This is a genomic window from Limnospira sp. (assembly GCF_051859755.1).
GTDB lineage: Bacteria > Cyanobacteriota > Cyanobacteriia > Cyanobacteriales > Microcoleaceae > Limnospira > Limnospira fusiformis.
The window spans coordinates 13,472-35,725 of the sequence record NZ_JBIMLI010000012.1; the positions used below are offsets into that span (position 1 = coordinate 13,472).

General features: G+C 43.5%; 25 protein-coding genes. 9 read left to right on the forward strand and 16 right to left on the reverse strand.

Annotated features, from left to right (window positions below):
* Positions 1–32: 32 nt before the first annotated feature.
* The 9 genes from ACTIE0_RS03750 to ACTIE0_RS03790 form a co-directional block, all read right to left on the reverse strand.
* Positions 33–1,601 (reverse strand): hypothetical protein, encoded by a 1,569-nt coding sequence (locus ACTIE0_RS03750; RefSeq protein WP_006621937.1) that lies wholly within the window; start codon positions 1,599–1,601, stop codon positions 33–35.
* An 8-nt stretch (positions 1,602–1,609) separates the two neighbouring features.
* The gene (locus ACTIE0_RS03755) at positions 1,610–1,864 is read right to left on the reverse strand and encodes a hypothetical protein (protein ID WP_006621936.1); all 255 of its coding nucleotides are present in this window, start codon (positions 1,862–1,864) and stop codon (positions 1,610–1,612) included.
* A 237-nt stretch (positions 1,865–2,101) separates the two neighbouring features.
* Entirely contained in the window at positions 2,102–2,836 is a 735-nt protein-coding gene (locus ACTIE0_RS03760) for a class I SAM-dependent methyltransferase (protein WP_006668896.1), read from the reverse strand.
* 15 nt (positions 2,837–2,851) lie between these two features.
* Positions 2,852–3,052: a hypothetical protein gene (locus tag ACTIE0_RS03765; protein ID WP_006668895.1), complete on the reverse strand. Its 201-nt coding sequence runs from the start codon at positions 3,050–3,052 to the stop codon at positions 2,852–2,854.
* A gap of 64 nt (positions 3,053–3,116) precedes the next feature.
* Positions 3,117–3,725 carry a molybdenum cofactor guanylyltransferase gene (locus tag ACTIE0_RS03770; RefSeq protein ID WP_006668894.1) on the reverse strand — a complete coding sequence of 203 codons (609 nt, stop codon included), beginning with the start codon at positions 3,723–3,725 and terminating at the stop codon, positions 3,117–3,119.
* Positions 3,726–3,735: 10 nt separating this feature from the next.
* The gene (locus ACTIE0_RS03775; protein WP_035759910.1) at positions 3,736–4,479 is read right to left on the reverse strand and encodes a HEAT repeat domain-containing protein; all 744 of its coding nucleotides are present in this window, start codon (positions 4,477–4,479) and stop codon (positions 3,736–3,738) included.
* 203 nt (positions 4,480–4,682) lie between these two features.
* Complete coding sequence (locus ACTIE0_RS03780) at positions 4,683–5,591, reverse strand: sulfotransferase family protein (RefSeq protein WP_006668892.1); 909 nt, start codon at positions 5,589–5,591, stop codon at positions 4,683–4,685.
* A gap of 51 nt (positions 5,592–5,642) precedes the next feature.
* Complete coding sequence (locus tag ACTIE0_RS03785) at positions 5,643–6,110, reverse strand: GNAT family N-acetyltransferase (protein WP_006668891.1); 468 nt, start codon at positions 6,108–6,110, stop codon at positions 5,643–5,645.
* Positions 6,103–6,285 carry a hypothetical protein gene (locus ACTIE0_RS03790; RefSeq protein WP_006668890.1) on the reverse strand — a complete coding sequence of 61 codons (183 nt, stop codon included), beginning with the start codon at positions 6,283–6,285 and terminating at the stop codon, positions 6,103–6,105. The genes ACTIE0_RS03785 and ACTIE0_RS03790 overlap by 8 nt, the downstream gene beginning before the upstream one ends.
* A gap of 198 nt (positions 6,286–6,483) precedes the next feature.
* Between ACTIE0_RS03790 and ACTIE0_RS03795 the strand changes: the two genes are divergently transcribed.
* From ACTIE0_RS03795 to ACTIE0_RS03820, 6 genes are all read left to right on the forward strand, one after another.
* Positions 6,484–7,557: a J domain-containing protein gene (locus tag ACTIE0_RS03795; RefSeq protein WP_006621929.1), complete on the forward strand. Its 1,074-nt coding sequence runs from the start codon at positions 6,484–6,486 to the stop codon at positions 7,555–7,557.
* Between the two features lie 88 nt (positions 7,558–7,645).
* On the forward strand, positions 7,646–8,992 hold the full coding sequence (locus tag ACTIE0_RS03800) for an ATP-binding protein (protein ID WP_006621928.1): 1,347 nt from the start codon (positions 7,646–7,648) through the stop codon (positions 8,990–8,992).
* 174 nt (positions 8,993–9,166) lie between these two features.
* Positions 9,167–10,024, forward strand: coding sequence for a shikimate dehydrogenase (locus ACTIE0_RS03805; protein WP_006668889.1), 858 nt, complete (start codon positions 9,167–9,169; stop codon positions 10,022–10,024).
* Positions 10,025–10,144: 120 nt separating this feature from the next.
* Entirely contained in the window at positions 10,145–10,753 is a 609-nt protein-coding gene (locus ACTIE0_RS03810; RefSeq protein ID WP_006621926.1) for a hypothetical protein, read from the forward strand.
* Between the two features lie 89 nt (positions 10,754–10,842).
* Positions 10,843–12,207 carry a flotillin family protein gene (locus ACTIE0_RS03815; RefSeq protein WP_006621925.1) on the forward strand — a complete coding sequence of 455 codons (1,365 nt, stop codon included), beginning with the start codon at positions 10,843–10,845 and terminating at the stop codon, positions 12,205–12,207.
* A gap of 47 nt (positions 12,208–12,254) precedes the next feature.
* Positions 12,255–13,826 (forward strand): flotillin family protein, encoded by a 1,572-nt coding sequence (locus ACTIE0_RS03820; protein WP_006621924.1) that lies wholly within the window; start codon positions 12,255–12,257, stop codon positions 13,824–13,826.
* A 143-nt stretch (positions 13,827–13,969) separates the two neighbouring features.
* Here the strand turns inward: ACTIE0_RS03820 and ACTIE0_RS03825 are convergent, their stop codons facing one another.
* Together ACTIE0_RS03825 and ACTIE0_RS03830 are read right to left on the reverse strand one after the other, a co-directional pair.
* On the reverse strand, positions 13,970–14,134 hold the full coding sequence (locus ACTIE0_RS03825) for a ubiquitin conjugating protein (protein WP_228116453.1): 165 nt from the start codon (positions 14,132–14,134) through the stop codon (positions 13,970–13,972).
* A 110-nt stretch (positions 14,135–14,244) separates the two neighbouring features.
* A complete protein-coding gene (locus tag ACTIE0_RS03830) occupies positions 14,245–14,949 on the reverse strand; it encodes a uracil-DNA glycosylase (RefSeq protein WP_006621922.1) in 705 nt (234 codons plus the stop codon).
* A gap of 57 nt (positions 14,950–15,006) precedes the next feature.
* Here ACTIE0_RS03830 and ACTIE0_RS03835 point away from each other — a divergent pair, with 57 nt between their 5' ends.
* Entirely contained in the window at positions 15,007–15,723 is a 717-nt protein-coding gene (locus tag ACTIE0_RS03835) for a phosphoribosyltransferase (protein WP_006621921.1), read from the forward strand.
* Between the two features lie 58 nt (positions 15,724–15,781).
* Here the strand turns inward: ACTIE0_RS03835 and ACTIE0_RS03840 are convergent, their stop codons facing one another.
* The 4 genes from ACTIE0_RS03840 to ACTIE0_RS03855 are packed head-to-tail and all read right to left on the reverse strand — an operon-like array spanning position 15,782 to position 18,999.
* Positions 15,782–16,210, reverse strand: coding sequence for a hypothetical protein (locus ACTIE0_RS03840; protein WP_006621920.1), 429 nt, complete (start codon positions 16,208–16,210; stop codon positions 15,782–15,784).
* Between the two features lie 25 nt (positions 16,211–16,235).
* Complete coding sequence (locus tag ACTIE0_RS03845) at positions 16,236–16,934, reverse strand: hypothetical protein (RefSeq protein ID WP_006668886.1); 699 nt, start codon at positions 16,932–16,934, stop codon at positions 16,236–16,238.
* Positions 16,915–17,802 carry an adenine-specific DNA-methyltransferase gene (yhdJ, locus tag ACTIE0_RS03850; RefSeq protein WP_006668885.1) on the reverse strand — a complete coding sequence of 296 codons (888 nt, stop codon included), beginning with the start codon at positions 17,800–17,802 and terminating at the stop codon, positions 16,915–16,917. Before yhdJ ends, ACTIE0_RS03845 begins: the two co-directional genes overlap by 20 nt.
* A 21-nt stretch (positions 17,803–17,823) precedes the next feature.
* A complete protein-coding gene (locus ACTIE0_RS03855) occupies positions 17,824–18,999 on the reverse strand; it encodes an aminotransferase class V-fold PLP-dependent enzyme (RefSeq protein WP_006621917.1) in 1,176 nt (391 codons plus the stop codon).
* A 127-nt stretch (positions 19,000–19,126) separates the two neighbouring features.
* On the opposite strand from ACTIE0_RS03855, the gene ACTIE0_RS03860 reads away from it, so the two are divergent.
* The gene (locus ACTIE0_RS03860) at positions 19,127–20,686 is read left to right on the forward strand and encodes a TM0106 family RecB-like putative nuclease (protein WP_006668884.1); all 1,560 of its coding nucleotides are present in this window, start codon (positions 19,127–19,129) and stop codon (positions 20,684–20,686) included.
* A gap of 22 nt (positions 20,687–20,708) precedes the next feature.
* Positions 20,709–21,170, forward strand: coding sequence for a nitrate reductase associated protein (locus ACTIE0_RS03865; protein WP_006621915.1), 462 nt, complete (start codon positions 20,709–20,711; stop codon positions 21,168–21,170).
* Here the strand turns inward: ACTIE0_RS03865 and hypE are convergent.
* Positions 21,153–22,199 carry a hydrogenase expression/formation protein HypE gene (hypE, locus tag ACTIE0_RS03870; RefSeq protein WP_006621914.1) on the reverse strand — a complete coding sequence of 349 codons (1,047 nt, stop codon included), beginning with the start codon at positions 22,197–22,199 and terminating at the stop codon, positions 21,153–21,155. The genes ACTIE0_RS03865 and hypE overlap by 18 nt on opposite strands.
* Positions 22,200–22,254 lie beyond the last annotated feature (55 nt).

Sequence of the window (22,254 nt, forward strand, 5' to 3'; positions counted from 1 at the left end):
CGAAAATTTTAACAAATCTTAACTATCATGATTTATCCAGTTCTTAATTTAGGAATATTGTCGCTCAAGTAAGGGTGATCACAGAGCAGTTTTTTGGCGATCGCCTGCTGTTTGAGAAAATGGGAGTCGAAGTCTTGCGGGTTGCTGCCTAGTCCTAACTTATACATCACTTCTTTGGCGGCAGTCGAACGATTATCAAATCCCATCGAGTCCGCAGTTAGGGCTGATAAAGTGTCCTGTTTTTCAAGATTTAAGGCTTGTCGCCAATAGGTTAGCGATGCCTCAATTTGTAATGCTGCTGTCAGGGCTGTTGCTAATTTTAAGGTTGACCAGTAGTGATTAGAATCGAGTTTTATGGCTTTCAGATAACACAAGCAACTAATCACTAAAGAATCGCGGGAATTTTTGATAATCGTTGTGGCTTCCTGTTTGGCGGTTTCCATTCCCACCACATCAATTGATATCCCCAACATTTTGATAAAATGGCGATCATAGTTGCCAGAAAAAATGCCATCTCCCCAGAATGAACTATAGCTGCGATCGTACATTTCTCCGGCTTGAAAAAAGATGTGAGGATCTTGGGATTGTTCGGCTTTTTGATAAAGTTTATAACCCTCTGGATTCAAGGTTTGCATTTTGGCGATCGCTGCATTATTTACCCTCCTCGGTATAGGGGGAGTCATCGGTTTTGGTGGTTTTGGTGGTTTCGGTGGTGGTGGTGCAGGTGGTGGTGCAGGTGCAGGTGGTGCAGGTGGTGGTGCAGGTGGTCTATTTGTAAGATTGGAAAGATTGGTCAAAATAGCCGAATTTGATTGAATGGGAATGGGATTATTGACATTATCTTGATATTGGTAATTAGGATGAACCCCAGAATTTAATCCCCATTTTTCATCGAGTTGATAAATGGCGAACGGCGCAGCCCATACCCTTTTGAAGGCAGTATAAAATAAATGCAATACCCAACGTAAAAATATATTTAATAGTGAAACTGATATGATTACAGCTATAAAAGTCCCGAATCCATTCATTAAACTCGCTAATACCCAGAAAATGCTCATCAATACTGACATCCAAAATGCGAGCCAAGCATAAATATATAAGACAAACACAAACCAGATGGCGAAATAAGCTGCTAGTTTTGCTTTCCGTTTCAGAAAATAAGCAGTTAGAAAATATGGTGATATATTCGATAGTAAAAATAAAGGCAGAAGAATTACCCCAGCACCTACCTCATTGATGGCGAATAAAGACAGAAGGAATACTAAGCCAACAATACCAGCCCCAATTTTCCAGATGTTCGTAAAGATGTTATAAGCCTTTTTGAGTTGAGTTTCAGGATCGGTTTCGGAACCGGGAACCGGTCGATCGCGCCACAGAATTTGTAAATACCAAAAAATAAAGTCACGAATCAGCTTAACTTTAATTTGCGTGCCGTCTTTCAAATCAAAGCATTGTCCGTCTTTGATAGCTTGAGGATTGACAAATTTACCGAGTTCCCGTCCATCTAAATAAATGGTAAAATTTTGCCATCCCTTCTCCCAGGAAACAACCAATCTTTCGGGTCCCCCTGGTTGTAGTGCATATTGCTCTTTAAACACCATTCAAACCCTCAAATAAAATAATTGTTTCCTTGGTCCTGCGAATCTAAAAAGCTGTTGTGTCGTGGCGTTTGGCTGAATAGAAAAACCTCCCCGATCAGATCGCCAAGTTTGGTGAATTGATCACACAACTGACCGAGGGGAGGTGAATCATCAGAAGCGGGGGAATTTTCACAGAGGAGATATTCGCCACTTTTGACGATCGCCGAAAATGCGATCGCCGATAGTATCAGACCCAAAATCGTCCTGTGGCTGATGGTTTTCATCTCCTGGTCACCTGGGAGATGTGGTCGCGCGCGCCAACTGGAATAGACCATTGCTCACCTTTGCTCGAATGTTCTATGGAGTTATCGACAAATTTCGCAGGTTTTACGCAATCGTCATATTTCTTTACAAACTGAGCGATCGCCGCAGAGGTCAATCACCCCAAAACCCCTTATCCCCCAATTTGGGCAAATCTGTTAACTTAGTGATGGCATAGCAGCCACTAACTTACGGAATAACTAAAATCTGACCCTATACATTTCCCACAATTCCCCCGACTGTTTTTTGAGAATCTTAGCCCCAGCTTTTTTAATCAAACTTTCCCAATTTTCCAGAGATTCTAAATAAACCTCCGTTCCCAAATAAGTCTCTAAAATCGCCCAATCTTCTGCTAGGGGTAGTTCCCCATTGAGGATATCAAATACCAAAATTCCCTGTGGTTTTAAGACTCGTTTAACCTCCGCCATAACTTCTAGCCAATATTCCTGGGGATAGTAACAACTAAAGCCAGTGGCTATAGCTAAATCAAACTTTCCAGTTTCGTACTGTAACTGGTGAGCGGGGGCTAGTTCAACCCCCTTAAATAACTTAGAATTTAACTGAGGACTTCGGGAATTCAAACCATCTCTAGCCACGGAACTAATTTCTTGACCATGAAATAAAGCATTCCATTCTCGCCAGGGATAAATTAAAAAACTTACTCCGCAACCAATATCTAAACAATATTGATTTTTCTGAGGTTTGGCTAACTCCCAAAATGGGGAAGTGAGTTTTTGTTGGAGAGTTCCCGAAATGCGATCGCGAAAAATCGGCATATTTTCGACTTCTTCGGGGAGTTCAAAAGGTTCGCCTTGATATTCCTGGTTAAAACGGCGGGCTACGGAAGTAATTTGGGACTGCCACTGGTCAGCAGTCCCGCCAGTTGATAATCCGAAAAATCCCAAGGAAGGGTTAGAGTCTGGTTTTTTAGACATTATAGCTGATACAAATTAGCGCTTCGAGCCTTTTAGAGCTTTAGAAAAGTTTTGGCGATAGGAACGATTAGCGATCAACAAAATCGGCCATAATAATGATAATGAGACACGATTTCCAAAACTCTTTTCAAAGTTGGTGCGCCCAAACCCAGACCAAAACTTCCAGACTCCACCAACATAGACGATTAATAGTGCGATCGGAATTAGGACATTCATAATATGACTCTGCTTGCCTAATTTAAGTGGTATTAGCGATTATCTGTCATCTTATCAGAAATTATCAAAGGTCTGCAGATGTTCCCTCAGATGCGATCGCCCTCAAATCTTCTGGGGTGTTACAATTGAGGAGCATCTGGGATTCTACAGTTACGACTGATATGGGTGTTACGGGAACCTGATCTAGCCACCGTTGCAGCGATCGCTCTCCAGTTGCCATAAATTCCTGTAAAGATTCTAAAGCCTGGTGGCGGTAGAATCCACAGAGAGGTTCCCACCGCGACCCATGACGGGGAATCATAGCCAAATGGGATGGTGGGACCACAGTTAACTGCTCCTTCCAGCCTCGCAAAATATCGGGTTGTAGTTGAGGTAAATCGCAAGCCAGCAACAATAGCCAAAGACAGTCAATTTGACTCAACCCAGTAGCCAAAGCCACCATTGGACCCTGACCGGGGTTAGTTTCCATCAGCAAATTATAACTAGCCCCCACAGCCTGGTAACGTTCTGGCCAAGGTGTTAATACATAGACCTGCTGAGAACAACTCCCCGCCGCCTCAACCACCCGGCGCAGTAGGGGAACCCCCGCCACGGGAATTAAAGCCTTATCCCGACCCATGCGAGAACTACGTCCCCCCGCCAGAATTAAAGCCGCCAGGAAATTATCAGCCATTCCCAAAGACCTAAATTAAGCCATCAATCTTTAACTCTTCAATAATTTGTAACCCGCGCGGATCACCAACCCGTAGCAGAGAAGACTTAGCATCATCGCGGACACTCAAATCCTCATCCTCCTCTAGGGCTTCAATTAAGGCATCGATCGCCCCAGCATAGACGACATTAGAAGGTAATTCCCGGCTTAACTGTCCCAAAGACCAAGCGCAGTTACTGCGAACCGCAGCCACCTCATCCCCACGCAAAGCCTCAATCACGGGGGGAATAGCTTTGACCACCCCATCATATCCCACCTTAGCCATTTGACCCAAAGAACTAGCCGCCCAGAGTCTCACGGCGGGAATATCAGTTTTAATAGCCTCTAGGAGAGTATCTAAAGCCCTCGGATCGCGACAATTTCCCAAAGCCCAAACCAACCCCTTGCGGACATAACCATTCCAATCGGAATTATATTGTTTAATTAGGGCTTCCACGGCATCCGGGCTAGGATTACGCCCCAAAGCATAGGCGACGCTTACCCGCACGAGGGGGCAGGAGTCCTCTAGTAAACTTATCAAAGGTGCGATCGCCCGTTGGTCTTGAAGTTCACAAAAAGCCCGCGCCGCAATCATCCGGTGTTGCGGTTCCGGGGACTCAAGCAACGGCAACATTTCCTCTGGATCTGGCTTAGGGGCTTCTTCCTCTTGCCAATGGTCTAGGGGACTATCAGCGGTTTGCTCAAAATTAACTACACTCAGATCTTGATCCTCCATAATTTCGATTCTACCAAAAAATTGGTTTTCTATAACCCCCATACTAAATTGATAATTAGTTTGGCGATCGGGGGTGTGGGGGGTTTATCATACAGTAGCTGGGCCATGGGGTGAACATTTGCCCCTTCTTTCCGGGTCAAGGTTAGCGCCGCCTTAATCCTCACCCGCCCTAGAGCATGGATCATTTATAATAGGTCACAGCGTCAGGCTTTCATGGTAGGCTTTAACCAATGAGATAAATCTGTTTCTAGTAGTTCTTGAAGTTTAAGGATATCTTCTCGATACAAATCCTGTAGTAACTGCCTTTCTTCCTCGGCTAAAGGCAAGGCAGCTTTGCTTTGATAATTCGCAGCCAGTAAGCGATCGCGGATTTTTTGTCTGGTAGCTTCTGACAGAAATAAACGCAGTATAGATGCCACGGTCTTTCTCACCAGATTCTGAGTTCTTAAGACAGTATTAACGGTCTGGTTTTTGGGAACAGCGGCTTTTTGTGCCCGCTTGGAAGTATCGGGAATAAATGTCGGGTCAACCCCAATAAACTCATAAATATCCTGCATGAAAGCCGTCGCAGACTCTTGTAAATCATCATATAAATAAACTTTGATATTATCTCTGCCAAATGCCTCAAAAAAAGCAGCCAGAGGTTCCGCATATAAACCTTTTCTGATGGTGAAAGATGTAATCGGATCTTTAGTGGCTTGGGCAGATAAACTCGGCACATTCTTGCCGCCAATAACGTCTCTAATGTGCATTAAATAGTCCGAGTAAGCTCGTTCAACCGGATGACGCAGAATAGCAATTAACTTAGCATTGGGTAATAATTTATAAATCTTCGGGATGGAAGTTTTATATTTAAATAAATAGTTAGGAGAAACTTCGCCGATCGCCTTCTCATTCGTGACATTTTTAAACAAATCCGTATATTTATCTAAGGTGTCAATTCGCGATGGTTTACGGCTTTCCTCTAAACTCCATTCTCTTTCTAAAAAATTGGTTTCCTTAACCGGACTCATATAAACTTCCGGGTGTTGATTGAGATAATTGTAAATGGATGTAGTGCCAGACTTTTCTACACCAATAATCAAGAAATTAGGTAATTTAACTTGGTTCATAACTGCTTAATCAGACTCCTTTATTAATTTCTCTAGGATAATTTATCGGCTTTATATCTGCTTAACTAAACCCAAAGATTGAGGTTGATAGCCCAATTTTTCATACAAACTCAGAGCGGGTTTATTGTTAGTAAAAACCTGTAAACTGATTTGGCGATCGCCTCTGGTTTTAGTCCATTGTTCCCCATAATTCATCAAAGCCGCCCCAATTCCCCGTCGTCGATGTTCTGGGTGAACATAAACCAGAAAAATATGAGAAATCCGATCGCCTGTCACCTGATTAATAGCAGTTCCCATCCATAAACAGGCGATCGGGGTGATGTTTGGACCGCCGGACATTTCCACCCACCAGAGAGGGGTTTGGGGTGAGAAATACTGTTCTACAGTGTTCGCCAGGTGAGAGAAATCCTGATCGGGGTACAATTCCCGATAGGTGCGATTCATGAACTTAACCAACAAAGAGCGATCGCGAGTAGATCCAGAACGGATAGTATAACCGGTGACCAAAATTTCAGACACGGATCATTAATTTATGAACAATGGGGGCCATCTTCCCTGAAGAGTTAATGACTCCCATAGGTGCTGGTGCTTGCATATCACCCGGTAGGAAAATACGCGCACTAACGGCGACCAAAGCCAACAGAAAAATCATAACCACCAACAGTGGCGCGATATATTGACGAAAAAAAGCCATAACGGGAACTCTAGCAGTTAGTTATCAAAGGGAAAAAATCTGATAGTTAATTGTAACCCTGATTGACCTGAAATGCCAAACTTACAGGGATGAACCCAACATTATGGGGGTGTCTGGCTGGGGGAGTGCTAAATTAGTGGAATGTCCTAATATATTGCCATAATTCCATAAACTACCGAAGCCCTAAAATCCCTAACTGTGGACGATATCGATCGCTACTACCAACTTCTGAACGTCAAACCTGGTGCTTCCCTAGAGGAAATCAAACAGGCTTATCGGACTCTAGCATTATTATGGCATCCCGATCGCTATCCGGCCGACTCCCATATTCAGTATCAAGCTACAGAAAAATTCAAAGAGATCAACTATGCTTACGATCGCCTCATGACCCTATTAAGGGATCCCAACTTCTCCCCTTACCCAGTCATCTCCCCGCCGCCACCCACCCCACCAGTAACCGCCACACCTATTCAGCGCCCACCAAGACCCCCGAAAGTCAATCCTAGCGAACCCGAAACCAGTGACGAACTCATCCCCTGGGGTTGGTTAACCGGGGCATTTTTCAGCTATACCCTAGTAGGTTGGATTTTAGGATATTTAGACATTTACCCAGGGACGTGGTTATTAGTCCCATTGGTTTGGGTAGGACTATCCCTAGAAGCCAGTTATGGTTCCCAGACCCAGTATCCTTGGTTAATTTCTCTGATGATAGCGGGAGGAATAGCGGGAGCGATCGCCGGAAGTCAAGCGGGGGGGCTAATTACCGCGATCGCCTGGGCTATAGCCGGAACTGCTTTAGGGTCAATTATCGGTTCCGATAGTAACTCACGCACGATTATTTGGGGGTTTAGCTTCACCGGAATTTTAGCGATCGCTGGTTGGGTAGCCGGGGCTGAAACCGGGAATGGTTTAGGATCTCTAATTGGGGGAATAATTGGTTCTTCGACTGGGTGGATAATTGGCATTATTTCTGATGCTATGTTTCAAGTCAAAAAACGCGGCGGCGTTGGTAGTTGGTTCGGATTTCAATTAGGAGCGTGGTTAGGAGCGTGGTCAGGAGCCGGGTCTGGGGCAGTCAGAGCGGCGATCGCCAACACCGGACTTGATGCGATCGTCGGCGCTTGGGGAGCCATTGCCATTATTTTTGGCGTAGTCGCGCAAATGGTAGCCGGGGAAAAATTATTGGTTTCCTTCAACAAATTTTATACCGCTTTGATATTAGTTTCGATTTCCGGCTTAGGATTGACATTAGGTAAACTTCTATCAAATTAACGTAAATTTTCTCCATAACCTACGGATTAGTATAATCAACACCCGAAAATTCAACTAGGGTCAAAATCTTTAAATTGAGTGGACAACAATGAAACTAGATTTACGCCAATTTTTTCGGGCGTGTAACCCCGCCAAAACCATAGACGTAGGGAACCCGGAAGAGCGAAAATATTATATCAATTTTTCCCAAGTTCGCGGAGGTACACTCATCGAACAAATTGCTCGCACCATTTCCCGTCTCTCCCCCGATAGCCCAACCTGTCAACTGTTTACCGGACATATCGGCTCGGGAAAATCGACAGAATTATTGCGCCTGAAAGCCGAATTAGAACAGCAGGAATTTCATGTAGTCTACTTCGAGTCCTCTAAAGACTTAGATATGGCTGATGTAGATATTACTGATATCCTGTTGGCGATCGCCCGTCAGGTCAGCGAAAGTGTAGAATCAATGAACATCAAACTTAACCCCACAGGCTTTAAAAACCTGATTCAGGGTTTACTTGATGTCATTAACACCCAAATTAATGTCAAAGCAGAACTGGCCATCCCTGGACTCTCGGAACCGGGGGAATTTTCCCTCACCGTCGGAATTGGTAAACTCACCGCTAAAGCCAAAGACTCCCGCGACCTGCGATCGCTATTACGACAATACCTCGAACCGCGCACTAATAATATCCTGGAAGCCATCAATCAAGAATTACTACTTCCAGCCATTCAACAACTCAAACAACAGGGAAAAGCCGGGTTAGTCGTCATTATTGATAACCTCGACCGGATCATGAATTCCAAAAGCGCCACCGGACGACCACAACCAGAATATTTATTTATCGATCGCGGCGACCAACTCAATCAACTTCAGTGCCATGTCGTTTATACTATTCCCATCGGGTTAATTTTCTCCAGCGACTTGGGACGACTAACCAGCCGATTTGCTAGTGAACCTAAAACACTACCCATGGTTCCGGTTAAATTTCCTGATGGTACACCATACCCAGAAGGTATTGAACATCTCCGAAAAATGGTCATGGTGCGAGCTTTTCCCGCTATTGACCTCAATAATTATACTCATTTAATTACTAAGGTTTTTGATAGTGCAGAAACTCTCGATCGCCTCTGTATTATGAGTGGTGGTCATGTCCGCACTTTACTCGCCCTCCTGTATAGTTGTTTACAACAAGAAGATCCACCTATTGTCAGGAGTATCTTGGAAAATGTCATCCGCCAACGTTGTCATCAGTTACTGTTGGCTATATCATCAGAAGAATGGCAACTCTTACGTCAGGTCGCCCAAACTAAAAAAATTATGGGTCTCAGGGAATATCAAACCCTCTTACGCAGTTTATGGGTCTTTGAATATCGCCATGAGGATGAATATTGGTTTGATATTAATCCAGTTATCGCCGAAGCCAATCAATTTAACCTGATTGACCTTTAATAGTTAGTTAGTATTAATACAGCTTGTTCGCAAGTAACTTAAAACGTTACCCTCACCCTAAATCCCTCTCCTAGGCAGGGAGAGGGACTTTGAAATCGTATTACATGATTACTGAAAGGGCTGTACACCAGTTTTATCGTAAAATGTTACCGATGTCAATACCGGTAAACTTTGATGATTAAAGGCACAACCAAACTATTAGGAATTGTTGGCTATCCTGTGGAACATTCTATGTCCCCAATTATGCACAACGCCGCGATCGCTCATCTCGGCGTTGATTATGTCTATGTACCCTTTCCAGTGGCTCCTGACCAGTTAGCATCAGCTTATCGAGGCTTTCAAGCTATCGGTGTTCAGGGATTTAATCTCACCATTCCCCACAAACAAGCCATTATTCCCCTACTAGATAATGTGTCTAAATTAGCCACAGCAGTAGGGGCAGTTAATACCGTTTGGTACAGTGATAAAGGTTGGAGTGGTACTAATACAGATGTAGCGGGTTTCTTGGCTCCTCTCAAGGATTTAAACTTCCCCAATTGGCATGAAAAAATCGCCGTAATTTTAGGCAATGGCGGCGCGTCTAGGGCCGTAGTCGCTGGTTGTGCTGAATTGGGAATGGCAGAAATTCATATCGTCGGCAGAAACCCCCAAAAGTTAGAAGAATTTAGGCAAAGTTGGCTACATTCTCCCCTTCCTATTAAGGTTAATGTTCACAATTGGCAGGAATTAAACCCCTTAATTAAACAAGCAGATTTATTGGTAAATACTACCCCGGTGGGAATGTCTCCCCATATCGATCGCTCTCCGGTAGATGCCGAAAATTTTGAGGGTTTAAAATCTGGGGCGATCGCCTACGATTTGATTTACACTCCCCGCCCTACCCGCTTTTTACAACTGGCTAAAAATCAAGGTGCTGTGGCGATCGATGGCTTAGAAATGCTGATTCAACAAGGAGCCGCCGCCCTGGAAATTTGGCTACAACAACCCATCCCGATCTCAGTAATGCGTCAATCTTTAATCATCGATAATTGAGCTATAATGGTAGGGGACGGGTCGGCTCTTCGGTGGGACAACCTGCCCCTGGGGAATGGTGCAGTAGTACCGACAGATTAAGACCCTAGCAAGTATTTTTAGGTAAATGGGGACAAAATTATGATAACCCTATATATTGTCTGTCTAACGGTGGGTGGAGTATGTGTCATATTAGCCGCTGTGGAGGGATTAGACGGTGTAGAGTTTGAGGGCGAATTTGATAGCGATGTAGAATTAGAACATCGCAGGGATGATACCGAAAACCAGCCCAGCCATAGATCCAAAAGAAAAACTCTCCGGTTAAGGCTGCCTTTTGGGAGTGTGCGCTTCTGGACTTTTGGGGTGTGCTTTTTTGGGTTGACCGGAACAATTATGTCAGTTTTGAACCCCGACTTAACCCCGGCTTTTGTGGCTACAGCAGCGATCGCTATTGGGGTGTCCTGCGGAACTGCTGTCGTGTGGGTCTTTGATATTCTGCGATCGCAACAAGCCAACAGTTTAGTTCAATCCCATGATTTCATTGGTCTATCCGCCATCGTGGAAATTCCCTTTAATAGAGACAGTCGTGGAAAAGTACGCCTCAGCGCCGGAGGGTCCGTGCTGTATTTGAGCGCAATTACTGAAGAAAATCAGGAATTTTCCCAGGGCGATCGCGTTTTTGTGGTAGGAATGGAGAAAAATAAAGTTTTGGTGGTCTCAGAAGCATCCTTCGGTGTCTCAGAAGCATAATCGACAAGTCCAACGTCAGGGTAAGCGGATAGGATGACCCGACATTTCACCTTTTAAATGTTTGCTCAAACCCTTTTGGGGGAAAAACTATGAATCAGAAATTTGTTGCATCTTTAGACAAACAGAACCAAGAAATAGTCGTCTTGGTAGCCCAGGCACAAATTCCGACTCAAGGAAGAAACACAAATCAGCTAAGTGATCAGATTATAACTGCCCTACCCATAGCCCTATCAATTTTTGGAGTATTGGTTTTAATCTGGTTTCTCAATGTCTTTATGCAGATTTGCAAACCCAGTGAGGTCCTGATTTTGTCTGGTCGCAAACACCGTACCAAAGACGGACGGGAGGTAGGTTATCGGGTGATTTTTGGTGGACGGGCTATTTGTATTCCCATTCTGGAAACCGTCAAAACCATGGACTTGCGGACAATGCCAGTTCCCGTTGAAGTCAAAAACGCCTACTCCAAAGGGGGAACACCCCTAAATATTCAAGCGATCGCCAATGTGAAAATCTCCAACGATCCTGAAGTCGTCGGAAATGCGATCGAAAGATTTTTAGACCGCGATCGCTCCGAAATTTCCCGCGTTGCTCGCGAAACCCTAGAAGGAAACCTGCGGGGAGTTGTTAGCACCCTCACCCCCGAACAGCTTAACGAAGACCGCCTACGGTTCGCTGAACATATCGCTGAGGATGTTTCCAGGGATTTAGCCAGATTAGGATTACAATTAGACACCCTCAAAATTCAGAGCGTCTCTGATGATGTCGATTATCTTAACTCCATCGGTCGGCGCCAAATTGCTCTCATTGCCAGAGATGCCGAAATTGCCGAATCTAATGCTGTCGCTGAAGCTGAACAGGTAGAAGCCGACTGTCGCCGCCAATCGGAAGTCGCCCTAAGTCAAGCCAGAACCTTTGTCCAAAAGAAAGAAAACGAACTGCGGAAAATTCGCGCCGAACTTGAACAGCAAGCTAGGTCCGAAGAAGAACGCACCATCGCTGCTGGTAAAGAAGCCCGCGCTAGGGCTGAACAACTCCTGCAAACTGTCCGCGCTGAGTTGGAAAGGTTACGACTCGAAGCTGATACCGTCCTACCTGCGGACGCGGAACGACAAGCTAGGGAACTGCAAGCCAGAGGTAATGCGGCTGCTTTAGCGGAAAATGCCCGCGCGGCGGCGGAAGTAAACGACCTGATTAACGCAGTTTGGCAGGAAATGGGCGAGGATGCTTCGGAACTGTTCTACTTACAACAAATCGAGATGGTATTGCGGGAAGCTGCCCAAATTCCCCGCCGGGTTGGTCTGGAATATGTCAATGTGATTGATAGTGGAGACGGAGAAGCGATCGCTGGTTTGGTTCGCGCCTATCCGGAAATTTTCCGTCAATTCCTCGAAAGTGTCGATCGCACTTTGGGAATTAATGTATCTAGGACTTTGGGGAACACAAGCAGAAATTAAATAACAATCAGTAAATTTCATGGCAGCCCAACACAGGTATAGGAATTATGGAAATTATCATCGCCTTATTAGCAGCCCTAGGTTTAGGAAGCGGAGCCACTGTATTTATTATCCGCAATCTCTACTATATTTGTCAGCCTAGCGAAGTGTTGATTTTTGCGGGTAGTCGTCGCTCAACAGAAAATGATCGCACTGTGGGATATCGCCTGGTGAAAGGTGGTAGCAGCATTCGGACACCCCTGTTAGAACAAGCCTTTCACATGGATTTAACCAATATGATTATTGAGTTAAAGGTGGCTAATGCTTACTCGAAAGGAGGCATTCCTTTACAGGTTGATGGGGTGGCGAATATTAAAATTGCTGGGGAAGAACCCACAATTCATAATGCGATCGAGCGTTTATTGGGGAAAACTCGCCAGGAAATTGAACGCATTGCTAAAGATACTCTGGAAGGAAACCTGCGCGGGGTGTTAGCCAGCCTTACCCCTGAACAGGTCAATGGGGATAAATTGGCTTTTGCTAAAAGTCTCCTCGAAGAAGCTGAAGATGATTTACAACAACTGGGGTTGATTTTGGATACTCTCCAAATTCAAAATATTTCCGATGAGGTGGGGTATCTTGACTCGATTGGACGACAACAACGGGCGGAATTGTTTAGAGATTCTCGTGTTGCTGAAGCACAAGCTAAGGCTGATGCTGCTATCCGTACTGCGGAAAATCATAAAATGACTCAGTTGAAAAAGTTGGAAACTGAGGTAGAGGTATCTAAGGCGGAAGCTGAACGCCGGGTGGCTGATGCTATGACTAAACGGGCGGCGGTGGTCGCAGAGTCGGAGTCGGAAACAGCCGCTGAGGTCGCTAGGACTCAGGCTGAGGTCTCTGTTCAAAAAGAAAGGATTAAGCAGGTAGAACAGCAACTACAAGCTGATGTGGTCGCACCAGCAGAAGCGGAATGTAAAAAGGCGATCGCTAGGGCGCGTGGGGATGCTGCCCAAATTATTGAAGATGGGAAAGCTCAAGCTGAAGGTACACGACGGCTGGCTGAGTCCTGGAAAGCAGCCGGTCCTAATGCTCGGGAAATTTTCCTTTATCAGAAGTTGGAAGTCTTACTAAAAACTATGGCTTCTACTGTTCCTGAAATTACTGTTGATAGTGCTACTATTGTTGATGCTAATAAGGGGAATACAGCTTCTAAAATGGCGGCGTTTTTGGAAGAGTTGCGCCAAACTACCGGTATTGATGTGGCGACGGCTGTCCAAAATTGGGGCGGCGGTTCTTCTCAACCTCAACCTGCTTCAACAGCTAAAAATCTCAAATCTGCCCGCACTAATGGTCAAGCTGTACGCCGCACTAATGGCGCTGCACCTAAGCCAGAAGATACTACACAAAGCCTACAGACCGAGGTTAAACAACTACTTGATCATGTCGCACAAAATACTAAGAATAATGCTGAGGCTGAAGAGGCGATCGCTCAGGCTTTGCGACAGTATCCTAACCTCAAGCGTCGTTTACAGATGGTTTTCAAGTCTCAGGGAACTCAGGCGATCCGAAATATGTTTAATCACCCTACTATCTACATCCCTACCGCTATGCTGCAAATGTGGCTAGAACAGGATTAGATTCTATTCCCCCCCCTCTCCTCTAGGGTGGGGGATCTGTCTCTGGATCGGTCTATGCACAAAATGGCGTTTTTGTCAATAGGTCTAAAAATCGACCCCGCTTTCAACCCCAAAACTCGTGCATCGCCAGTTTTATTTTTTGCTCAGATAATAATTATAACCGCCACATAATCAGGGTTGTAGCCTTGATTTTGGGAAATAGACAGAGGAACCCCTTGGGTGCGATTTCCTAGAGCATAGCATAACCCCCATAATCTCGTCAACTTTTGGCGAGGTATTTGCCCTAAAATTGTATCAATTCTTAACAATATTTTAAAAATCAAATTTATCTAGCCGTATAAATTAGCAAAATTTATGTAATTTTCCGATTTGAGAACAATTAATAGAGGGTGTAGGTGTGGGGAGGTTTATAGTCAAATTAATGTGATTGGATCTCATTTAACCTCTGACGTACTGCTTGCATATCCTGCCACATTAACCATTTAGGTTTACCAACATCTCGGGAGGAATTTCTGAGTAGGTATGCGGGGTGAAAAATCGGCATACATTGACGACCTTCCCACTGAAACCACTGACCGCGAATTTTAGTAATCGGGCGTTTATCTCCTAGAAGAGACTTAACTGCAGTCGCCCCCGTGAGGAGGATAATTTGAGGATTAATGAGGCGGATTTGTTCTAATAGATAAGGCTTACAGGCTTGGAGTTCTGAAGCAGTTGGGGTGCGATTTTCCGGGGGACGACAGCGGATAGCATTAGAAATATAAACTTCGGTATCTGTACTAAGTCCTACGGAGTCTAAAATCTTATCAAGAAGCTGTCCAGATCTACCCACAAAAGGAAGACCTTGTTCATCTTCATGTTGTCCTGGTGCTTCTCCGATAATCATAATGGGGGCGGTGGGGTTCCCACGACCAATCACAGCATGAGTGCGGTTTTTTCCCAGTTGACAGCGCGAGCACCTATTACAATGATCAGCAATTTGTGCAAGAGTTTGATAGGTTCCCGGCGGTATGGGAGTATGAGCATTTTTGGGAATTTCTTCTAGGTCAAAATCTACGGACTCAGGGTCTTGATTAAGACTAGGAATATCGAAAAGGCTGAGTTGTTGGTCTTGGTTAGACATGAATTTCTAAGTAAAAGTTCAAATCCTGGTATATGCTGAACTGGGATAGTTGCAACTATGAGCCACACCAGTCATTATATATCTAACGGGACTGCTAAGGATGAACCGATTATGTTCCCTAACCCACTATTTCGCGATCGCACCCATGCCGGGGAGGAACTAGCTCAGGTAGTTATTGATAAGATTACCACCGACTCCCCTGGGGCTATGAGTCCGTTGGTGTATGCTTTACCGAGGGGGGGTTTACCCGTGGCTGAACCGATAGCCCGCCGTTTGGCTTGTCCCCTCAGTGTAATTGTGGCTAAAAAAATCACCCAGCCAGATAATCCCGAGTTAGCATTAGGGGCTGTTACTGCTGATGGTTATGTGATTTGGTCTAACCGTCGTCCTAGCCAGTTTTGGGAAAGCCATTCTATTCTGCGTGACGCACAAGAAAAAGCCTATAGTCAATGGCAGGAATTCGCCACCTATTGTCCTTCTAATTCGGTTAAGGATAATTTAATTATAGTAGTTGATGATGGTATTGCTACGGGTATGACTATGGTAGCGGCGATTAAGGCTTTGCGATCGCAAAAACCCGGCGCTATTTGGATTTGTGTTCCCCTCGCACCTATCGAGTTAGTCAATTCTTTACAACAGTTATGCGATCGACTAATTATCCTAGCCACACCAGAAGTTTTCCTGAGTGTTAGCCGTTTTTATCAGGAATTTGACCAGGTGGAAACTACTATAGCGATCGCCTGTCTTCAGCAGCAAACAGAATGGTTATCTTAGATTTTGATATGGGAGGCAATAATTATCATCATCTCACAGTTTTTACCCAGATACTTGATTAAATTAGTCTACCCTCATCTTGATAATTAATCAGATCATTTTCCTCAGTTTCCAGGTGAAACTCAATACGACTTTGTATAACTATTTCCTCAATTACATCTGGTGCTTTTCCTTGTGTTAAAACTGCATCAAAACGGTGCATCAGTTCGGGGATATTGATGACTTCTTCTATAGACTCTAAATATCTTTGAACAATAGCTTTTATATGATATTTAGCTGTAGCTTGTTTCTTAACTTGATCTAAAACTTCCTCCGGTGGCTGTTCAGTTTTCACAACAAAGGTAATAGGGTATCTCTGTACTTTATCGATATCTAAGAAATATTTACCAGCATCAATAGTTTCTGTCACTTGGAAGAATTTACCTAGGGGTTTCATCACAAAATCTATACCACCATCATTCGCATTAGTTCTACCAGTTTTATACAAAATTAAGTATTCAGTATTTAGACTATTAGGAGACCCAGTAGATTTTTTGCTCTCCGTAATACTGTTTTAAAATCGCATAACTCACAATTTCAAACACTCTGGCATCTACATCCTTGTTTAACAAACTGCGAATAAACTCAATAGCTTGTAAAGGGTCTTGGTTATGAATCTCAATCATCTGTTTACAATAGATAATAAACTGACTAAAAGACTGTCTTCTGGCTATCACAAAAGCATCTATAATATCTATGATTGCCTCAGCAATGTTGATTTGATTACCATTGATAGAAACCTGAAGCAGATTTTCATTTATCCAGTATCTATTAGTTTTTGTATCTCTGATTACCGGTACATAAGATAAAGTGGGGAAGTATTTTTTAAACTCCTGATTTAGTCGATGATTCAGGGCATGATTTTGCAGTTTATTCCCAAAGGGAAGTTGTCTTTGTCTCTGTAAAAGATTAATAAACTGAGCCCCTTCATAATCATCATAGCCACCTCTAATGTGAAATTTATTATTGAGATAGTCTTCAACTAATACATAGATAGCATAGTGGTTAGCAAATCCAGCCCGTGATTTAGAACCTCGATTAGCAGCTTTGGTTTTAATATTGAGATATTGCAATAACTCACTATTTATCAAAACTTGCTCTCCCTGATTGGGAAAATGAGAATTGAGAATTTCGATAATCTTTAGAGTGAATTCATGCTGTAGTATCGGCATCAAAAATACTGGGTTGAATGAATTGATTTGTAGGAAAATTGGTATTTTGTTTAGTCTGATTTTTCGCGGGTGGTAGTAGCTTTTCTCCTTGGTATTCTTGCCATCCTAAAACCCGCCTTAGACCAATTTTAAGATATTCTTCTTGAGATTCTATACTCATAGAAATTCGTCCTAAGCGTTTAGCTACGGCTGCAGTGGTAAAAGTTCCAGCAAAGGGATCAAGTACCAAATCATGTGTGTTGGTACTTGCTAGAATAATTCTTTCTAACAATGATTCTGGTTTCTGTGCTGGATGATTTTCATATTCTGCCATGCGATACCTTACACGGGGAAAATACCAGACATTACCAGGCACTTTTTCACTGTTGTATTGAGTAGGTACTGGTTTTCTATAATCAATTAATTTACGTTGTGCGCCAGTCTTGGCTTCCACTTTAATATCGGCTGAATTGAAAATATAATTTTTCTGGTCTTTCACGCAATGAAGTATGGGTTCATACATAGACCCAAAATACTTCTTTGCTTGCACTCCAGAACTATCATAATGCCAGACAATACGACTAAGAATTGACATTTTTTGCCGCAAGTAAATATCAAAGTATGGCATAGATTGAGTGCTGGTCATTACATATAATGTTCCGTTAGGTTTCAATACCCTGACACATTCATCAAGCCATTGATATGACCAATTGATATAATCTTCTTCGGAATTCCATTGGTCATGAAACTTGGAAAATTTCTTCCCTATATTGTAGGGAGGATCTGCAAAAATCAGATTCACAGAATTAGCTGCAATTTGACTAGATAAAATCTGAATTGCATCTCCATGAAATATAGTATTTCTATCATCTTGATACCGTTGAAACATAAGGATATATCGCCTTTAAAATTAGCCGCCACCCGATATTTTAGCCAGACAAGTAATCAGTTCATCAATTTCTGATGGCTGAGTGAAATAATGAACGCAGGCGCGAATACAGTCGGGGTCGAGGATAGTTCGCACTAAAATATTTTCCGATTCTAAGGCTCTGACTATCTGTGGGTGGGGGAGACTTTGGGTAACTTTAAATGATACTAAACCCGATTCTGGTGGAGAAGTGCGTAAACAATCAATTTGGGGAAGTTCTGATAAACGTTCCCATAGGTATTGACTAAGATTACAAATTTGTTGATAACGTTCGGTGGCAGTTCCCCATTGGTTATGAATAGCGATCGCCTCTCGTAAACCCACCATCAAAGGATAAGCTGAGGTGGCTATTTCATAGCGTCTTCCGTCAGATTTCCAATTAGTCGGTGTTCCCCTTTCGTCAACTTCAATACCCCGCCACCCGATAAAAGTAGGACTCAGATCTGATACAGCATCAGGACTGACATATAAACCCCCTAAACCCTCTGGACCACATAACCATTTATGACCCGTAAAACCATAAAAATCTACTCCAGATTCCGCTAAATTTAACGGCAGAACCCCTACAGACTGCGCCGCATCCACCAATACCCTAACCCCTCCTGAAGCGGCTTTACAGGCTTGCATAATCGCGGTGAGAGGCAAAACCTGTCCTGTATTCCATAAGATATGACTAATTACTACCAGGCGAGTGTTGGATTTGATTCGAGATGCGATCGCCTCTACCGGATCACCCTCATTTAAAGTCTCTAACAGGGGACAGACAGATACCTCTATCTGAAACCGCCGCACCAATTCCCCCACCGTGGCCACTACCCCTGGGTGTTCACAATCCGAGATTAATAGATGATCTCCTCGTTGCCAATCAATCCCCCATAGGGCAATATTACAGCCTACGGTCACATCTTCCGTCAGGGTAATAGTTGCAGATTGTACCCCTAACTCAGAGGCGATCGCCTCCCGTGTTAAGCCTAACTCCTGCTGAACCCAGCTATTTACCTTTTGGGAAAAAGGACCACACTCCTGGACAAACTGATAGGATTTGATAATCTTATCCATCGAGACTTGTGGCAAGGGTCCCTGTCCCCCATAGTTAAAATATGCCTTATTCTCCAAAGCTGGAAAATTTTGTCGGTGGGTTTCTAATGACTTGTTCATGGGTATCAGATATCGCCTTATGATCCACTTTTACCACGAATTTTCAACAACTAACCCATCTACATCAGAATTGGTGCTACCATAGCCTATAATCATAAATTTACCTTGCCCATCCTCAACAATATTAATGCTGATCGAAGATCAACAGCTTCTATTTTACCAACGTTGCGATCGACGGGCCTTTTTAGATGTCTACGGCGATCGCACCCTGAAAGAACCCCCTAGCGATTTTCTCCTGAAATTGATAGCTGATAGTGTCACCTATCGAAAAACTATCATTGCCGATCGCATTTATTCACAGCCTAAATATCCCCCACAAGACTGGGAAGCCGGAATGCAAGCTACCCTAGAATTGATGCGGCAGGGAGTAGATTATATTTACCGTGGGGTGTTATTATATCATAGCCATTCCTCCGATTCTGCTTATGGCGATCGCTCCTTTTTTGACCAACTCCCTGAACAGGTAAGTTATCTCAGTCGCCCAGATTTGTTAGTCAAAAAACCTGGGGCTTCCCAGTTTGGTGATTGGCTATATATCCCCCAAGATATCCGCCTAGGAAAACGTCCGAAACTTGATTATCAAATTGTAGCCGTATTTCATGGGGAAATATTGGCGGCGATTCAAGGGGTAATGCCAGAAGAAGTGGTGCTACTATTACGCGATCGCGGTGCTTATTCCGTAGACCTCAAACAGCGACTTCCTCAAATGCGGGAAATTGTCCAGGATTATCTGACTCTGATCAAAAACGCTCAGGAACCGGATATTTTTATCAGTCGCCAAAAATGCAGTCTCTGTCAATGGTATACTAACTGCCATGATATTGCTAAATCCCAAAAAAATATCTGTTTATTACCAGGAATTACCCCCATTCGTCAAACTCGCCTTAATAGTTTAAATTTGACCAGTGTTGAGTCTCTCGCACAAACTCAACCCGAAATCCTCCAAACTTATCCAGAGTTTGATAATGGTGTCGCTGTCCAAGTAATTAGGCAAGCTGAATCTGTTTGGAAAAATCAAGCCATTCTCAAGCAAAATATTGATGATATTATTAATGTTAAACTATCGACAAAAACCAGCCATAAATATCTGCCAGATCCCTTTTGGTTACAATCACCTGTAGAACTATATTTTGATATTGAAGCACAGCCGGATCTAAACTTAGATTATCTTCATGGTGTGTTGGTAGTTGATAGGCGATCGCAAAGGGAAAAATTCTATCCCTTATTAGCCGAAACTACCGCCGATGAACAAATAGCCTGGGAGCATTTTTTAACCCTCGTGTGGCGATATCCCATTGCGCCAATTTTCCACTTTTGCGACTATGAAGCCAAAACTATTAGCCGTTTGGCTAAACTGTATCAGACTCCATCTTATTTGTGGCGACCTTTGATTAAACGCTTAGTTGATGTTCATTATCAAATTGTAGAAACCGTCACATTACCTGTGGAAAGCTACGCCTTAAAATCGATCGCACGCTGGATGGGTTTTGAGTGGCGAGATGCTAAGGCTAATGGCGCGCAATGTGTTTGTTGGTATGAGGAATGGTTAAAAACAGGCGATCGCACTTTATTAGATGCGATCGTTCGTTATAATGAAGATGATTGTCGCGCTACCTATCACGTTAGACGGTGGTTAGCTGATTTTATCCAAAGTCAATCTGTTGGCGCAGAAGTCAATTTTTTGTAGGTCAACTTCTAATAGGTAAATAATGAGTCACTTGTTTAAATTTGAGGATGATTTTGTCTCTTCTCTACGCTGTATTCCTATGGCGGTTCGCTACAAACTCGATACCTGTGGGGTTAAATTAAAACTAGCCCACTGGAATCAATTTCCCCTGTCGGTGCGTCAACAATTAGTACAACAGCCAACCGAAACCCAAGACGATATTAATACCTATCGTAATTTACTGCAAGATTTCGCGAGTAAATATACAGATATACCCCTAAAAGATTTGCCAGTTGATTCACAGCCAGCTTGGTTAGATGCTAGTCAAGTTCCTGAAGCCGTCCAAAATAAAGCCGCCGAAACCCATTTACAAATTTCTGTAGAACAGTGGGAAAAACTCACACCTATCCAGCGTTTTGCATTGATTAAACTCAGTCGTTCTAACCATGAAAACGCCAACTTTATTCCAGCCATGAAAGAGTTTAACTTAACAGATGCGGGGTAGTTGTTCCCCACTGAGTAAGTCAACAATGCGAGTCGATCCGATTTTACTTCGCATAGTCACTAATCCCCCAGCTTTGTCTTGAACTTGACCAATCACAGACGCTTGGGGATTTTTGGCAGTTAAAATTGAGCAGGTTTTTTCAACATCCTTAGCAGGTATAAAAGCCACAAAACGACCTTCATTCGCTACATAAATAGGGTCAAAACCCAGAATTTCACAGGCTCCTTGGACATCTTCCCGGATGGGTAGTTGATTCTCGTCTATTTCCATTTGTAAGTTACTGGCTGTCGCTATTTCATGTAAAGCACTAGCTAAACCACCTCTAGTTAAATCCCGCAAACAGTGAATTTCTACCCCTGCATTTAATAATTCTAAAACCAGGTCAGCCACTGGTGCAGAATCACTCTCAATTGTGGTTTCAAATTCCAACCCTTCACGCACTGCCATAATAGCAATACCATGACGACCTAAATCACCACTAACTAAGATGATATCACCTGGCTGTACAGACTCAGGACAAATCCTTAATTCATGTTCAATAATTCCAATTCCTGCTGTATTAATAAATATGCCATCTCCCTTGCCGCGATCTACTACTTTGGTGTCCCCGGTAACAATCTGAATATCAGCCCCTTTAGCTGCCATTTGCATCCTTTGAATGATTTGCCATAAAGTGGTCATGGGTAGTCCTTCTTCGAGGATAAATCCCACGCTAAGATATAAAGGACGCGCCCCCGCCATAGCTAAATCATTCACAGTTCCATAAATTGCCATTGAACCGATATCTCCCCCTGGAAAAAATAGGGGATTAACCACATAAGAATCTGTGGTCATTGCGATTTTTTTGCCCGTTAAAGTCAGGGTGGTTGCATCATGGGGAATATCTGATGATGTGCCGAAGGCGGGACGAAACATTTGCTCAATTAATTGATTCATTAATCGTCCACCACCACCGTGGGCTAATAAAACTTGGGGATAGTTGTCAATGGGAATAGGACAGGTTAAATTAAAGTCGGGGTTGCTTTCCATGGGTTAATTAATTGGCTGAAATTTGCTGTTGCTCAGATGTTCTTGTATAATATAC

Excerpts from the sequence above, each read along its gene's own strand:
- ACTIE0_RS03750 (WP_006621937.1), bottom strand. The coding sequence starts at position 1,601 with ATGGTGTTTAAAGAGCAATATGCACTACAACCAGGGGGACCCGAAAGA.
- ACTIE0_RS03755 (WP_006621936.1), bottom strand. The coding sequence starts at position 1,864 with ATGAAAACCATCAGCCACAGGACGATTTTGGGTCTGATACTATCGGCG.
- ACTIE0_RS03760 (WP_006668896.1), bottom strand. The coding sequence starts at position 2,836 with ATGTCTAAAAAACCAGACTCTAACCCTTCCTTGGGATTTTTCGGATTA.
- ACTIE0_RS03765 (WP_006668895.1), bottom strand. The coding sequence starts at position 3,052 with ATGAATGTCCTAATTCCGATCGCACTATTAATCGTCTATGTTGGTGGA.
- ACTIE0_RS03770 (WP_006668894.1), bottom strand. The coding sequence starts at position 3,725 with ATGGCTGATAATTTCCTGGCGGCTTTAATTCTGGCGGGGGGACGTAGT.
- ACTIE0_RS03775 (WP_035759910.1), bottom strand. The coding sequence starts at position 4,479 with ATGGAGGATCAAGATCTGAGTGTAGTTAATTTTGAGCAAACCGCTGAT.
- ACTIE0_RS03780 (WP_006668892.1), bottom strand. The coding sequence starts at position 5,591 with ATGAACCAAGTTAAATTACCTAATTTCTTGATTATTGGTGTAGAAAAG.
- ACTIE0_RS03790 (WP_006668890.1), bottom strand. The coding sequence starts at position 6,285 with ATGGCTTTTTTTCGTCAATATATCGCGCCACTGTTGGTGGTTATGATT.
- ACTIE0_RS03800 (WP_006621928.1), top strand. The coding sequence starts at position 7,646 with ATGAAACTAGATTTACGCCAATTTTTTCGGGCGTGTAACCCCGCCAAA.
- ACTIE0_RS03805 (WP_006668889.1), top strand. The coding sequence starts at position 9,167 with ATGATTAAAGGCACAACCAAACTATTAGGAATTGTTGGCTATCCTGTG.
- ACTIE0_RS03810 (WP_006621926.1), top strand. The coding sequence starts at position 10,145 with ATGATAACCCTATATATTGTCTGTCTAACGGTGGGTGGAGTATGTGTC.
- ACTIE0_RS03815 (WP_006621925.1), top strand. The coding sequence starts at position 10,843 with ATGAATCAGAAATTTGTTGCATCTTTAGACAAACAGAACCAAGAAATA.
- ACTIE0_RS03820 (WP_006621924.1), top strand. The coding sequence starts at position 12,255 with ATGGAAATTATCATCGCCTTATTAGCAGCCCTAGGTTTAGGAAGCGGA.
- ACTIE0_RS03830 (WP_006621922.1), bottom strand. The coding sequence starts at position 14,949 with ATGTCTAACCAAGACCAACAACTCAGCCTTTTCGATATTCCTAGTCTT.
- ACTIE0_RS03835 (WP_006621921.1), top strand. The coding sequence starts at position 15,007 with ATGAGCCACACCAGTCATTATATATCTAACGGGACTGCTAAGGATGAA.
- ACTIE0_RS03845 (WP_006668886.1), bottom strand. The coding sequence starts at position 16,934 with ATGCCGATACTACAGCATGAATTCACTCTAAAGATTATCGAAATTCTC.
- yhdJ (WP_006668885.1), bottom strand. The coding sequence starts at position 17,802 with ATGTTTCAACGGTATCAAGATGATAGAAATACTATATTTCATGGAGAT.
- ACTIE0_RS03855 (WP_006621917.1), bottom strand. The coding sequence starts at position 18,999 with ATGAACAAGTCATTAGAAACCCACCGACAAAATTTTCCAGCTTTGGAG.
- ACTIE0_RS03860 (WP_006668884.1), top strand. The coding sequence starts at position 19,127 with ATGCTGATCGAAGATCAACAGCTTCTATTTTACCAACGTTGCGATCGA.
- ACTIE0_RS03865 (WP_006621915.1), top strand. The coding sequence starts at position 20,709 with ATGAGTCACTTGTTTAAATTTGAGGATGATTTTGTCTCTTCTCTACGC.
- hypE (WP_006621914.1), bottom strand. The coding sequence starts at position 22,199 with ATGGAAAGCAACCCCGACTTTAATTTAACCTGTCCTATTCCCATTGAC.